The 12,613-nt window shown below is 70.9% G+C and carries 15 protein-coding genes and 1 pseudogene; 10 read left to right on the top strand and 6 right to left on the bottom strand.

Annotated features, from left to right (window positions below; genetic code table 11):
- Positions 1–72: 72 nt before the first annotated feature.
- From QEG98_RS14375 to QEG98_RS14365, 3 genes are all read right to left on the bottom strand, one after another.
- A complete protein-coding gene (locus QEG98_RS14375; protein ID WP_244171617.1) occupies positions 73–600 on the bottom strand; it encodes a hypothetical protein in 528 nt (175 codons plus the stop codon).
- A 106-nt stretch (positions 601–706) separates the two neighbouring features.
- A complete protein-coding gene (locus tag QEG98_RS14370) occupies positions 707–1,141 on the bottom strand; it encodes an OsmC family protein (protein ID WP_316567101.1) in 435 nt (144 codons plus the stop codon).
- Positions 1,142–1,203: 62 nt separating this feature from the next.
- Entirely contained in the window at positions 1,204–1,491 is a 288-nt protein-coding gene (locus QEG98_RS14365; protein WP_316567100.1) for a hypothetical protein, read from the bottom strand.
- 118 nt (positions 1,492–1,609) lie between these two features.
- Here QEG98_RS14365 and QEG98_RS14360 point away from each other — a divergent pair, with 118 nt between their 5' ends.
- From QEG98_RS14360 to QEG98_RS14325, 8 genes and pseudogenes are all read left to right on the top strand, one after another.
- Complete coding sequence (locus tag QEG98_RS14360; protein ID WP_090488962.1) at positions 1,610–2,428, top strand: PHP domain-containing protein; 819 nt, start codon at positions 1,610–1,612, stop codon at positions 2,426–2,428.
- 57 nt (positions 2,429–2,485) lie between these two features.
- A pseudogene (locus QEG98_RS14355) lies at positions 2,486–2,554 on the top strand (hypothetical protein); the annotation flags it as partial.
- Between the two features lie 25 nt (positions 2,555–2,579).
- A complete protein-coding gene (locus QEG98_RS14350) occupies positions 2,580–3,572 on the top strand; it encodes a serine/threonine-protein kinase (RefSeq protein ID WP_316567099.1) in 993 nt (330 codons plus the stop codon).
- Positions 3,573–3,852: 280 nt separating this feature from the next.
- Positions 3,853–4,848: a tetratricopeptide repeat protein gene (locus QEG98_RS14345; RefSeq protein ID WP_316567098.1), complete on the top strand. Its 996-nt coding sequence runs from the start codon at positions 3,853–3,855 to the stop codon at positions 4,846–4,848.
- Positions 4,802–5,215 (top strand): tetratricopeptide repeat protein, encoded by a 414-nt coding sequence (locus QEG98_RS14340; protein WP_316567890.1) that lies wholly within the window; start codon positions 4,802–4,804, stop codon positions 5,213–5,215. The genes QEG98_RS14345 and QEG98_RS14340 overlap by 47 nt, the downstream gene beginning before the upstream one ends.
- Positions 5,179–5,595 (top strand): hypothetical protein, encoded by a 417-nt coding sequence (locus QEG98_RS14335; protein ID WP_316567097.1) that lies wholly within the window; start codon positions 5,179–5,181, stop codon positions 5,593–5,595. The genes QEG98_RS14340 and QEG98_RS14335 overlap by 37 nt, the downstream gene beginning before the upstream one ends.
- Positions 5,592–6,482, top strand: a complete 891-nt coding sequence (locus QEG98_RS14330; RefSeq protein ID WP_316567096.1) for a sigma-70 family RNA polymerase sigma factor — start codon at positions 5,592–5,594, stop codon at positions 6,480–6,482. Before QEG98_RS14335 ends, QEG98_RS14330 begins: the two co-directional genes overlap by 4 nt.
- A 93-nt stretch (positions 6,483–6,575) precedes the next feature.
- Positions 6,576–6,812, top strand: a complete 237-nt coding sequence (locus QEG98_RS14325) for an amphi-Trp domain-containing protein (protein WP_090488968.1) — start codon at positions 6,576–6,578, stop codon at positions 6,810–6,812.
- Between the two features lie 3 nt (positions 6,813–6,815).
- On the opposite strand, the gene QEG98_RS14320 is transcribed toward QEG98_RS14325, so the two are convergent.
- Complete coding sequence (locus tag QEG98_RS14320; protein ID WP_316567889.1) at positions 6,816–8,378, bottom strand: methyl-accepting chemotaxis protein; 1,563 nt, start codon at positions 8,376–8,378, stop codon at positions 6,816–6,818.
- Positions 8,379–8,627: 249 nt separating this feature from the next.
- On the opposite strand from QEG98_RS14320, the gene QEG98_RS14315 reads away from it, so the two are divergent.
- Together QEG98_RS14315 and QEG98_RS14310 are read left to right on the top strand one after the other, a co-directional pair.
- Positions 8,628–8,999, top strand: coding sequence for an NADH-quinone oxidoreductase subunit A (locus tag QEG98_RS14315; protein ID WP_011552801.1), 372 nt, complete (start codon positions 8,628–8,630; stop codon positions 8,997–8,999).
- Positions 9,000–9,005: 6 nt separating this feature from the next.
- Positions 9,006–9,569: an NADH-quinone oxidoreductase subunit B gene (locus tag QEG98_RS14310; protein WP_013939311.1), complete on the top strand. Its 564-nt coding sequence runs from the start codon at positions 9,006–9,008 to the stop codon at positions 9,567–9,569.
- 87 nt (positions 9,570–9,656) lie between these two features.
- Here QEG98_RS14310 and QEG98_RS14305 read toward each other — a convergent pair whose 3' ends face one another.
- Together QEG98_RS14305 and QEG98_RS14300 are read right to left on the bottom strand one after the other, a co-directional pair.
- A complete protein-coding gene (locus QEG98_RS14305) occupies positions 9,657–10,025 on the bottom strand; it encodes a PaaI family thioesterase (protein WP_316567095.1) in 369 nt (122 codons plus the stop codon).
- Entirely contained in the window at positions 10,015–12,150 is a 2,136-nt protein-coding gene (locus tag QEG98_RS14300) for a sulfatase-like hydrolase/transferase (protein ID WP_090488983.1), read from the bottom strand. Before QEG98_RS14300 ends, QEG98_RS14305 begins: the two co-directional genes overlap by 11 nt.
- Between the last annotated feature and the right edge of the window lie 463 nt (positions 12,151–12,613).

The following is a 12,613-nucleotide window of genomic DNA, read 5'->3' as shown; positions in this document are numbered from 1 at the left end:
CCCGCGCCAGAATGAAGTCCTCGCCCCCTGTCGCTCGCCGCGGCAGGGGGCTTCTTCATGCCCGGGCGTCAGTCAGTGGCCCGCGACGAGAGGCTCTCCGGTGCCGAAAGGCTGCGGCTCCTCCGCGAAGGCCACGTCGGCCGCCTGGGCCCTCAGGCGCTGGAGCACGGAGCGCTGCGCCTCGCCGCGCTGCACGAGCGACTCGAAGGGAAACACCGCGAGCCGCGCGTCTTTCACCGACACGCGCGCCAGCGTGCGCCAGAGGGACAAGCGGCCCTCCGTGGCCGAGCACAGGCCTTCCAATTCCAGCAGCCGGCTCAAGGGAGAATAGCGCACGAGCGTGCCGTTCAGCTTCAGCCGGCTCACCTTCTCCGCGGCCCACGCGGCGCGCGTCTTCAGCCCATCTCGCTTCAGCTCCAGGGCGTCCATCACCGCTAGCAGCGTGGACTGGTCTTCCTTCAGCTCGGGGATGAGCGTCGCCAGATAGCGGCCCAGCAGGTTGCCGTGGTTCTCCGCCTCCGTGCGGATTGCCAGCTCCAGCCCGCCCACCGAGCCCGCCAGGTGGTCATTGAGGTAGATGCCCAACCGCTTCGCATGCATGCCGTGTCCTCCAGGACGAGCCCCGCAGTCGGGGAGGATGAACACGAAGGGGCCCACCCGCAGTATTCGCGGGCAGGCCCCCTGGAGGGCAAGCGGCCTGGCGTCCTCAGTCCGGATAGCTGAACGTCAGCGGCAGCTTCACGTCCGGGTGGAGGCTGCGGGCCACCGGGCACTCGCGGCCCACCTTCTCCAGTGTGGCCCGGTGCTCGGCGGACAGGCCGGCCGGCATCTGGATGTCCAGCACCAGCTCGGCGATGCGGCGCGGCGGCGGCGACATCCGCTTCTCCACACGGGCGCGCACCTCGCCCAGGGCAATGCCTTCACGCGAGGCGAACAGGTGCATCGTCGTCACCGCGCACGACATCAGCGCCGCGCCCACCAGGTCCGTGGGCGAGAAGCTGCCACCGGTGCCGCCGTTGTCGCGCGGCGCCTCCGTCTGATTCACCGTGCCTGACGGGCCATGGGTGAGCTGCGTCTTGAACTGGGGCTGGCTGACCAGCGTCATCACCACGCCCGTGGCGGGCGTCTGCGGCGGGCTCATGTCGGCGCTCCTCGAAGCAAAAGGGCTCCGCCGACATACCACCCGAACCGCGACAGGGGCCGCTACTTGTTGCGCTTCCGAGCCGCGCCGCCGGACACCTTCGAAGGTGCCTCCGGGACGCGCTCGGGCGCGCCGAGCACCTGGGCCCGAACCTGCTCGGCCGGCAGATGAGCAGTGTCCGCCATGACACAGGACACGAAGGCCATCTCCGCCAGGGCCCGGCGCGCGCGCTGCCGCACCGCGGGGTCCTCCGAGGACAAGACCTCGGTGGCGGATGCCACGTAGCTGCTCGCCAATGACTCGAAAAGGTAGACCCGGTTCTCGATGGTCGTATCGGACTTCTTGCCCATAGGGCCCGGACAGTAGCCACACCCTGGGTGGCGGTGGCACCCCCCATGCCGCAAGTTGGTGTGAAACCCGGCATAGGTCGCGTATGGGAAACATTGCCCCCACACCCTGGAGCCCGCCGTGATTGACCTGCACTCGCACACCACCGCCAGCGACGGTCAATATGCGCCCACGGAGCTGCTGGCGCGGGCCGCCGCCGCCGGGGTGACGGTGTTGGCGATTACCGACCACGACACCGTCGCGGGGTTGGCCGAGGCCGAGGTGGCGGCGCGCGCCCACGGCGTGGAGCTGGTGCCGGGCATCGAAATCTCCGCGTTCATTCATGGACGCGAGTGCCACATCCTGGGGCACTTCCTGAGGCCGGACGACGAGGACATCGCCCGCTTCGCCGACCGGCTCCGACTGGAGCGCGAGCAGCGCATGGAAGCCCTGCTGGAGCGCATGCGGCAGTTGGGCTACCCCGTGCGCATGGAGCACGTCCGGGCGGTGGCCGGCGACGCGCAGTTGGGCCGTCCCCATCTGGCCCGCGTGCTGGTGGACCGCGGCTGGGTGGTGGACGTGAAGGAAGCCTTCGACCGCTTCCTGGGCATGCGCGGCGCAGCCTGGGTGGAGCGCTTCAAGCTGGCGGGCGAGGACGCCATCCGACTCATCCGCAACGCGGGCGGCACGGCCACCCTCGCCCACCCGGGCGCATCGCGCATGGAGCGACTGGAGATCCGCGCGCTCGCCCAGGCGGGACTGGCGGGCCTCGAGGTGCTGCACGAGGACCACAACCCCAGCGTGCGCCAGAAGTATCTCGGCCTGGCCAAGGAGCTGGGCCTGGTCCCCACCGCCGGCAGCGACTTCCACGGCGAGGCCATCTCCGCCGACCACCGGCTGGGCTCCGCCTCCATGCCTCCCGAGCTCTTCGCCCGCCTCAAGTCACGCGCCCAGGCCTGAACCGCCACAGGCGGGCAAAAGTGAAAAGTCCAGGAATTTGTTAGTCTCCGGGCCTCCATGGGGTGCCCGAGCGAGACGACACTGAGCGACTTCCTCGAAGGGGCGCTCCCGGACGCGCACCGCACGCGCGTCCTGGCCCACGTGGAAGGATGTGAGCGCTGCCAGGAGCACCGCCCTGGGCGCCAGTGCGGCGGAGGCCGTGCCCCCGCCCGTCGATGGCCCGCTGGTGGCCACGGGCACCCAGCTCTCACGCTACGTGGTGCAGGAGCGCATTGGCCGGGGCGCCATGGGCGAGGTGTACGCGGCCCATGACCCGGAGCTGGACCGAAGGGTCGCGCTGAAGCTGCTGCGCCCCGAGGGCCGACACCTGGAGGAGCTGCGCTTGCGGCTGCTGCGCGAGGCGCAGGCCCTGGCCCGGCTGGCCCATCCGCACGTCGTCACCGTCTACGACGTGGGCGTCTGCGAGGACTGCGTCTTCCTGGCGCTGGAGTTGGTGGAGGGCGCCTCGCTGGCGGAGTGGCTGGAGGCGCCGCGGCCCTGGCAGGACGTGGTGCGCGTCTTCGTGGACGCGGGCCGGGGACTGGCGGCCGCTCACGCCGCCGGGCTGGTCCACCGCGACTTCAAGCCGGGCAACGTGCTGGTCGGGAAGGATGGGCGCGTGCGGGTGACGGACTTCGGCCTGGCCCGGCCCTCCCACCGGCGAGGCTCGGGCCACGCCGCGCCAGCGAGCCTGGACACGGTGACGGCGCCGGCCTCGCTGGTGGACTCACCGTTGACCCATTCGGGCGCGCTGCTGGGCACGCCCGCGTACATGGCGCCCGAGCAGCTTCAAGGCCACGGCGTGGACGCGCGCTCGGACCAGTTCAGCTTCTGCGTGGCGCTGTACGAAGCGCTCCACGGCGTGCGCCCCTTCGAGGGCCGGACGCTGGAGGCGTTGGGCCAGGCCGCGCGGGAAGGACGCATCCGCGCGCCAGAGCGCGAATCGAAAATCCCGGCCCGCGTGCGGCGCGCGGTGCTGCGGGGTTTGCGAGCCCAGCCGGAAGAGCGCTTCCCATCGATGGAGGCGCTGCTGACCGAGCTGGCCCCCGCGCTGGAAGGCGCCTTGCCTGGATGGGCGCCTCCGCTGCCGTGGCGTGTCTCGTAGGGCTCACCGTGGGCTACGTGGCGGCGCATCGGAGGCAGGCCCGCTGCGAGTTGGAGGCGGAGCGGCTCACCACCATCTGGGGACCGGAGCGTCGCGCGCGAATCCATGCGGCCTTCCTGGCCACGGGCAAGCCCTTCGCCGCCGCCGCGTGGGAAGCCGTCGCCAGCACGCTCGACGGACACGCGGACACGTGGCGCGAGCTGCGCACCGACGCGTGCACGGCCTCGCGCGATGCCCCCCATGCCTCATGGCAGACAGCCGCGTGCCTGGACACGCGGCTGTGGCACCGGCCGCCGTCGTCGACGTGCTGGAGAAGGCGGACGCGCGAACGGTGCAGCACGCGCCGCAGATGGTGGCGTCCCTGGAGGGCGTCTCCGGCTGCCGGGATGCTCCAGAGCTGGCGAACCGGCCGCAGCCTCCGGATGCCCTGCGGCCTCGCGTGGACGCGGCGCGACGCAAGCTGGCCGAGGCACGGGCGTACATGGACGCGGGCAACCACTCCGGCGCGTTGAAGGAGACGACGGCCTTGCTCCAGGACATCCAGGGGCTGGACTACCGCCCGCTGGAGGCAGAGGTCCTCACGCTGCACGGCTATGCCCATGGGCTCGCGGGCAAGCCCAAGGAAGCCGAGGAGCACCTCTACAAGGCGCTCTGGGCCGCCGAGGCGGGCCGCGACGACGAAACCGTGGCCCGTGTCTGGAACCTCCTCCTGTGGGTGGTGGGCGACCAGATGGCGCGCATGGACGAGGCGAACCGGCTGGTGCACCACGCCCGCGCCGCGGTGGAGCGGCTGAGCCGCGAGCGCTTCCCACACATCGCCACCGACCTGCACCTGCGAATGGGCGGCTTGCTCCTGGTGCAGGGCAAGCTGGACGAAGCGGACGCGGAGTTCACCCAGGGGCTGGAGCTGGCGCGGAGGACCGCGGGCCCCTCACGGCCTCGCGTGACGTACTTCCTCACCGGCCTGGGGCGCGTCCGCTCGCGGCAGCTTCGCGCGGAGGAGGCCCTGGCGCTCTACCAGGAGGCGCAGGCCTACGCGTTCCAGGAGCGACAGTGGAGCCCCGAGCACCCGGTGCTCGCGCTCAACCTCAACAACATCGCCACCGAGCTGCTCGCCCTGGGCCGCACGCAAGAAGCGCTCGACACGTTCCAACGCTCGCTGGCGCTGCTGGAGGCCGCGCGCTCCAGGGACCACGCGAGCCTGGCCGCCCCCTCAACAACCGGCCGGCCTGCTGCGCCGCGAGGGGCGCCTGGAGGAAGCCCGGAGCCACTATGAGCGAGCCCTGGCCATCTTCGAGCGCAGCAAGGGGACGGACCACCCCAGCACCGTCACCGCGCTCGGCGGGCTGGGCATGGTGGCCTATGATTCCGACCGACTCGACGAGGCGCTCGCCCACAACCAGCAGGCGCTGGAGCGCATCCAACGCAGCGTGGGCCAGGACTCGCCGCGCCTGGAGATGTCGCTGCGCAACCTGGGCCTCATTCACCTGCGCGCGGGCCGGCCGGCGGTGGCGCGGCGCAACCTGACGCAGGCGCTTGGCCTCCTCCAGAAGGAGAACGGCACCGACAGCGTGGTGGCATGTGGCGTGGTGCGGGACCGGCCCGGGTGGACCTGGAGACGGGCGCATTCCGGGCGGCACTGACCCGCTGCCAGCGCGCCCTGGCGCTGGATGAAGCCGCGCAGGGTGACGACAGCCCGGACGTCGCGCTCGACCTCGCCTGCCTCGGAGAGGCCCACCTCGGCCTGCGCGCGCCGGAGCAAGCCGTCCCATTGCTCGAGCGCGCACGGCGCATCCATGCTCGGGTGTGGCTGGACCGGAAGGAAGCCGCGCGAGTGTCCTTCCTCCTCGCACGGGCCCTGTGGGAACGACCCACCCCGGAGGGACGCGAACAGGCCACGGTCCTCGTCCGCGAGGCGAAAGCGTGGCTGGAGGCCCAGGGTCTGCGCGCCCGGCGCGAGCACGACGAACTCGTGGCATGGCAGGCGCGGCACCTGCCCCGTGTGAGCGAGGTCACCCGATGAGCCAGGCTCCGGAAACGCTGACGCCGCTGCTGCTCGCGGGGGCACCCGAGTCACTGCACGACACGCTGCGCTCCGCGCCCGCGCTGGAGGCCCTGCTCACGGAGCTGCTCGACCAAGGCCGTGCGGCGTGGCCCACCGTGGCGCTGGCGCCCGCGGCCCTGTTGCACCACGTGGGCCGGCACCTGCGCGCGGAAGGCACACCCCTGGATGCGCTCCAGCAACTCCATGCCGCGGACGTCTACCTGGCGTGTGCCTGTGCCCAGGGAGAGCCCCAGGCGTTGCAGCTCTTCGAGAAGCACGTCCTCCAGAAATCCGCCGCACGACTGTCCCGGCACCTCACGGCGATGGTGGACGAGGTGCTCCAGGTGACGCGCCAGCGGCTCCTGCTGGGCGTTCACGGCGGCGCGCCGAAAATCGCGGAGTACTCGGGCCGGGGCTCGCTGGGCGGCTGGGTGCGAATCGTCGCCTCGCGCATCGGCGGCGAGTTGCTGGAGCAGACCGGCCGCCACGAGCAGGCCTCCACGCCTCCGGAGGCCTTGGAACAGCTGTTGTCCCGGGACGACCCCGAGCGAAACGTGCTCCAGGCCCACTCCCGGCAAGCCCTGTCCGAATCCCTCCAGGCCGCGCTGGCGACGTTGTCCGAACGGGAGCGCGCGCTCTTGCGCCTGCACCACCTCCACGGCCTCACCATGGACCGCATCGCCACGCTGTACGCGGAGCCCCGCTCCAGTGTGGCACGCCACGTGGCCCAGGCCCGTGAGCGGCTCCTGAAGCAGACCCACAGAGAGCTGGCCGCCCGGCTGAAGCTGGACGGGCGCGAGGTGGAGAGCCTCCTGGGCCTCGTCCAGAGCCGCCTGGACCTCAGCCTCCACCGGCTGATGGGCTGACGCGTGTCTCAACGGCCGCGCTGATTCAGGCTGCGCATCCATCGCGGGCGATGCCATCATCCGGGGAAACCCTGGACGAAAGAGCCCCCAACGATGGCGCAAAAGAAGGCGAAGCGAGCGAACCGAGACCTGGAGAAGACGTACCCGCGCAAGGACTTCGTCGCGAAGCTGCGGCGGTTGGCGGACGCCATCGAGGAGGGCAAGGCCTTCAACATCCAGGTCGCTGGCGAGCGCCTGCGCATCCCCGCCGACGCGCTCTTCAACATCGAGCACGAGCGCGAGGGCGGCGTGGACGAGGTCGAGTTCCAGCTGCGCTGGCAGCGGGAGTGAGCCTCAGTTCCGCGTCGTCTTGAAGCGGCTGGTGACGGCGGTGAGCCCCTCGGCCACCGCCTGCAGGTCCTGGGCGATGCGCGTGGTGCGTCCCGTCGCGTCCACGCCCTGCTTCACCAGCTCCGCGACGTTGCGGGCGCCCTGCACGGCCTGCTCGCTGGACTGGCGCTGCTGACGGGTGGCGATGGTGATCTGCCGCGCCGCCTCGCTGGTGCCGCGCGCCAGCTCGACGATGCGTTGGAACACGGAGGAGGCCTGCTCGGCCACCTCCACACCCCGGTCGCTGGTGGCCATGCCCACGCGGGCCTTGGCCGCCGCTTCCTCACCGGAGTCCTGCACCTTCTCCACGATGCGGGCGATGTCACGCGCGGACGCGGACACGTTCTCCGCCAGCTTGCGCATCTCCGCGGCCACCAGCGAGAAGCCCCGCCCCACCTCGCCCGCCTTGGTGCCCTCCAGCGCCGCGTTCAGCGCCAGCAAGTCGGAGCGCTCCGCCACCTGGTTGATGACCTGGGCAATCTTCGACACCTGTTGCAGGTCCTGGTTGAGGCCGACAATCGCATCCGCCACGCCCTTGGACTCGGTGCGGATGTCGTTGATGCCCGCCACCACCTGCGCAACCACCGCCATGGCCTCCGCCACGGCCTCGTGGGTCCGCCGCGCGCTCGACTCCACCACCTCCGTGGAGCTGGAGATCTGCTCGGCCGTGCGGCTCAGCTCCTCGAACGTGGCGGCAATCTGCTGCGCGTACGCCGCCTGCTGGCTGATGACGTGCTCCTGGTCCGCGGACGCCCCCAGCAGGCCCCGCGACGCGCCGGACAGTTGCTCCGTGCGCGACACCATCTCCATCACCGAGGTGCGCAGCGTGCCCAGCATCTTGTTGAAGGACTGCGCCATGAGGCGCACCTCGCCCGTGGCCGGCACGTCCAGTTCCCCGCGCGACATGTCGCCCCGGGCCACGTCCCGCACCACCTCCGTCACCCGGGCCACCGGTTCGGCGATGGCGCGGCTGATGAACAACGCCAGGGCCAGCCCCAGCACCAGCGCGCCCGCCAGTCCGGCCAGCACCGCGCCCCGCATGTCATCCACCGAGCTGAGCGCTTCCTGGACGCCGAAGCCCGCCACGTAGATGCGCTCACCACTGGCGCAGCGGACCGACACCTCGTCGCGTTGAGTGGACGTGGCGCAGCCCTCCAGCCCCTCCACGCCGAGCGAGCGGATGGCCGTGGGAATGGAGCCGCGCGCATGGAGCACGGTGCCTTCCGCCGACACCAGCCCCTGGTAGCGCAGGGTGAAGCCACTGCGCTCGTTCAGCGCCTCCGGGGCCTCCAGCATCGACAACACGTCCCGCACCCGGGCCGTGGATTCCGGCGTGCTGTCCGCGGACAGGAGCGCGGGGTGCTGCGATATCAGCCGCGCCACCACCCGCACCCGCTTCTGGAGCAACTCCAGCGTGACTTCCCGCTGGTGCATGGGGAAGTACACGACGCAGAAGCTCACCACCGCCAGGCACGGCACGAGCACCGCGATGGCCACCTGCGTCCGCAAGCCGAGCCGGCCCCACATGCTTGCCATCTCCCCGGTGAGAAAGTTCCACGCCGGATGGATGCCGACGGTCCTCGGACGCTAGGCGTCCCTTCGCGGAGCGTCAAACCGGCCGGTCAGACCGGAGCGGTGCGGGCGGGTGATCCACGCCAGGCGCGCCCCGGGGTGCCATGAACACCGCTTTTCGCCGTCATCTCAAGGGGTTGGCGCGCCGCTCCCTGGACTTTCCCTTTGACATTGCGAGCACGGTGTCATTAGGTTCCGCGCGCGATGACTCCGACTCCCCTCACGCCATACCTGCCGCTGGCCGTCGTCCTGCTGCTGGCGGGTGGCATGGCGATGCTCATTCCCCAGATCACCACGCGGCTGGGTCCTCGCCGCCCGAGCGCCATCAAGGCGACCAGCTTCGAGGCCGGCTCCGAGTCGAGCGGCCCGGCGCGGCAGCGCTTCGCGGTGAAGTTCTACGTCGTGGCCCTGCTGTTCATCGTGTTCGACGTGGAAGCGGTGTTCCTGTACCCCTGGGCGGTGAACTTCCAGGCGCTCGGCTGGTTCGGGTACGTGGAGATGCTGGTCTTCGCCGTGACGCTGGTGGTCGGCCTTATCTATATCTGGAAGAAGGGCGCCCTGGACTGGGAGAGCTGAGACATCATGGCTGACGCTGACCTCGCAAACATCGTGACGACCCGCCGTGACGAGTCCATGGGCTGGCTCCAGTCCATCGTCTCCAAGGGCCTGGGTTGGGCGCGCAAGTACTCGCTCTTCACCTATCCGTACGCCACGGCCTGCTGCGGCATGGAGTACATGTCCGTGGCCGCCAGCCGGCACGACATCTCCCGCTTCGGCGCGGAGTTCCCCCGCTTCTCGCCACGCCAGGCGGACCTGCTGATGGTGGTGGGCACCATCAACCTGAAGCAGGCCCCCATCCTCAAGCGCGTCTACGAGCAGATGGCCGAGCCCAAGTGGGTCGTGGCCTTCGGCGTGTGCGCGTCCTCGGGCGGCTTCTACGACAACTACGCGGTGCTCCAGGGCATCGACCGCATCATCCCGGTGGACGTCTACATCCCCGGCTGCCCGCCGCGCCCGGAGCAGGTGCTCGACGGCCTGATGCTGCTGCAGGACAAGATTGGCAACCAGGTCCACCGCATCGCGGACCGCGAGGAGGCCAACCCCACGGCCGCTCGGCACAACCTGCTGCTGTCCATGAACAAGTAACGCGCCCCACGCGCGGTACCGCCAGGGCCCCGCCCGCTTCCCGCCTCAGTCGGTGGAAGCGGCGGGGCCTTGGTATTTCTGGCGCCACTACCAGCGGTGGTACGCGGGGTGGCCCGGCTTCACGGCAACGAAGGTGCCCCGGCAGGTGGCCGTCACCTTCCCACCCGCGGTGAGCGTGCCTTCGATGACGGCGCGGTCCCCCTGGAGTTCCACCGGCTTCGCCTCCAGGCGCAGCGGCCCCGCCATGGGCGTGGGGCGCTTGAGGGTGATAGCGTACTCGGCGGTGACGGTGCACGGCGGCGCGTCCCCGCCCTGCGCGCGCATCAGGTGGTACGCCGCTGTCCAGTTGCAGTGGCAGTCCAGCAGCGTGCCGACGATGCCGCCGCTGAGCACGCCTTCGAAGGCGTGGTGGTGCTCTTGCGGCGTCCACTCCGCGACGACGACATCACCCTCCACGCGGCTGCGGATGCGCAGGCCCTGGGCGTTGGCCGGGCCGCATCCGAAGCAGCTGTTTTGGGGCGCGTAGCGTTCCTGAAGGCTCTGGGTGTCCGGAGTCGTCGACATGGCCGGCCACCTTACGCCAGCCTCCCGCCGCCGTCCGGCCCTGCACGCGGTCGAACCACGCCTCCAGCGCGAGGGCGTCCAGCCCTTCACAGTCGCCCTGGCAGGCCCGCAGCACCGTGCCGTCGGCCTGGGGCCGGTCCACCCACCAGCGCTGGCCGTCGAAGGCGCCCACGTCCTTTTCCTGGAGGATGCGGGCGTGGGCCGCGGGCCCCATCTCCACCACGCCATCCGGACGGATGCGGTACGCGTCGAAGGAGCGAGGCGCCCCCGGCCAGTGCCCCGGGTCGAACACCTCCGGCAGCACATGGGTGAAGCCCGTCTCCGCGTACAGCGACAGCGGGCCCAGGTCCTCGCCGCGCAGCAGCGGCGCCAACGACACGCCGTCCACATCCGACAGGCTCGGCAGCCCGGACAGCTCCAGCAGCGTGGGCCCCACGTCCACCAACCGCACCAGCGAGTCCACCAGGGCTGGCGCCGTCCCCCGTCCCTTGGGCGGCTTCACCGCCAGGAGGATGCGGTTCTCCTCCTCCGACAGCCGCGCGCCATGCACCGGCGTGGCGCCCGCGAGGTCCGCGCGGTCCGCGTGGAAGCTCTCGCCATGGTCCGACAGCAGGAGGATGAGCGCATCGTCGTAGCGCCCCGAGCGGCGCAGCGCGTCCAGCAGCGTCCCCACCTGCGCGTCCGCCTGTGCAATCAGCTCGTCGTAGAGCGCCTCCGCGCCCGCCCGGTTCCAACCGCCCTTCGCGCCTGGAGACACCGGGGCGAAGTGCATGCGCAGCCGGCGCTCCAGCGGCTCCGAGGCGGGCACGAAGCGGCGATAGAATGGATGCACCGGATCGCCCGGAAAATGCGCCGCCGTCGCGTGGAAGGCGAACAACGTAGGGCCCTGGCTCGCCTCGTCCACCAGCCGCGAGGCCAGCCGCTCCGCGTAGCCCATGGGGTCATGGATGCCGGCCAGCGCGCGGTTGTCGATGAACTCGGGCAACCAGGCGGCGCCCAACGCATGGTCGGCGAACATGCCCAGCGCGCGGTAACGCAGCTTCTCCAGGAGGAAGTTCACCGCCCCGCGCGGCGGTTGCAGGCGCGTCTCGAAGCCGGACGCGGGCCCCTCCGCGTGGAAGCGCGAGCAGTCGGTGGCGAACACCGTGCGCCACCCCGCCTGGGAGAAGGACTCCGCGAAGGTTCGCTGGAGCTGCATCCGCGAGTCGGACGTCAGCGAGTAGCGCACGCCCGTCTCGTGCGGCCACCGCGCGGTGAGCAGCGAACGCCACGCGGGCTCCGTCTGGGCAATGGGCGTGTACGCGCGGGTGAAGAGCGTGGCCTCTTCCAGCAGGCGCTCCACGTGGGGCGCCACCTCGCCCGAGCCTCCCTGCGACTTCAACCGGTCCGGCCGGAACGCGTCGATGCCGATGACGACCACCAGCGGATGCGCGGGCGCGCCGCGTCCAGCCATCCCCTTCCCCACCACCAGCAGCCCCGCCACGCCTGCCAGCGCCGCGCCTGCCCATCCCGCGCGCCGCCACTGCCGCGTGCGCGCCACCCACACCGCCGCGTGCGCCACCAGCCAGGCCGCCAGCACCGCGCGGGGATGCCAGGGCTCGCCATGATCCACCAGCCAGGCCAGCAGCGACCGGAGCGCGGGCAGGTCATCGAAGAGGGCCGGACGCGCGATGGCCCGGTCCCACGCCAGCAGCATGAACAACAGCAGCCCCTGCCCCAACGTCGCCCACGCGCCGCCCCGTCCCCAGGCACGCGCCAGCAAGGTCCCCGCCACGGCCAGCACCATGCCGGCCACGGCGTACACGGCAGCGATTCGCAACAGCAGGCCAGGGAGGACAGGCCGCACGGCCGCCATCAACGCGGCGTAGGGGCCATCCACCGGGATGTCCATGCCCACGACACCCGAGCGCAGCAGCAGCCACGACTCGGCGGCGAACAGCAACACACCCAGCACGGCCCCCACGAGCAGGCGCGGCCACCAGGAACGGAGAATGCCGGAAGGGGGGGATTCGGGCATGACCTCCTCTTCTATACCCGATTGAAACAGGCGTGTGCCGCCCGGACGACCACCCCTCGCCGACATGCGCTCCGCGCGAGGCCATTGCAGAATGGACGGCCTTGACTCCGCCTCGACTGGCAGCCAGCGAGGGCCCTGCATCACCTCACGGTGCCCGTCCCGATGACAGCCAGGACCTTCGCCTGGGTGCCGGTGAACCCCACTTTGGTGCTCGGCAAGCGACTGCCCATGGATACCTTTGCACTCAGTGTAGGACAACCCGGGGTCGCGCTCGCGGCCGGCTGATCCACCCCCTGTCCGGGCCGCCGCCCACCCACCCACCCGATTTCGCGCAACGCCCGCTTCTGGGCCTCCTAAGTGGGCTACATGGTTGAGGGTTTACGTTGACGCACCCGCCGAGGGCTCCTTATAAAGCCGCGGATTCTTCTCCCTTAGTCATTGGGGCACCCTTGAGCACTTTCGC

Source organism: Myxococcus sp. MxC21-1 (assembly GCF_032612255.1).
Taxonomy (GTDB): Bacteria; Myxococcota; Myxococcia; order Myxococcales; family Myxococcaceae; genus Myxococcus; species Myxococcus virescens.
The sequence above is the reverse complement of the archived record's forward strand: the minus strand, read 5'-3'. Positions and strand labels throughout refer to the sequence as shown.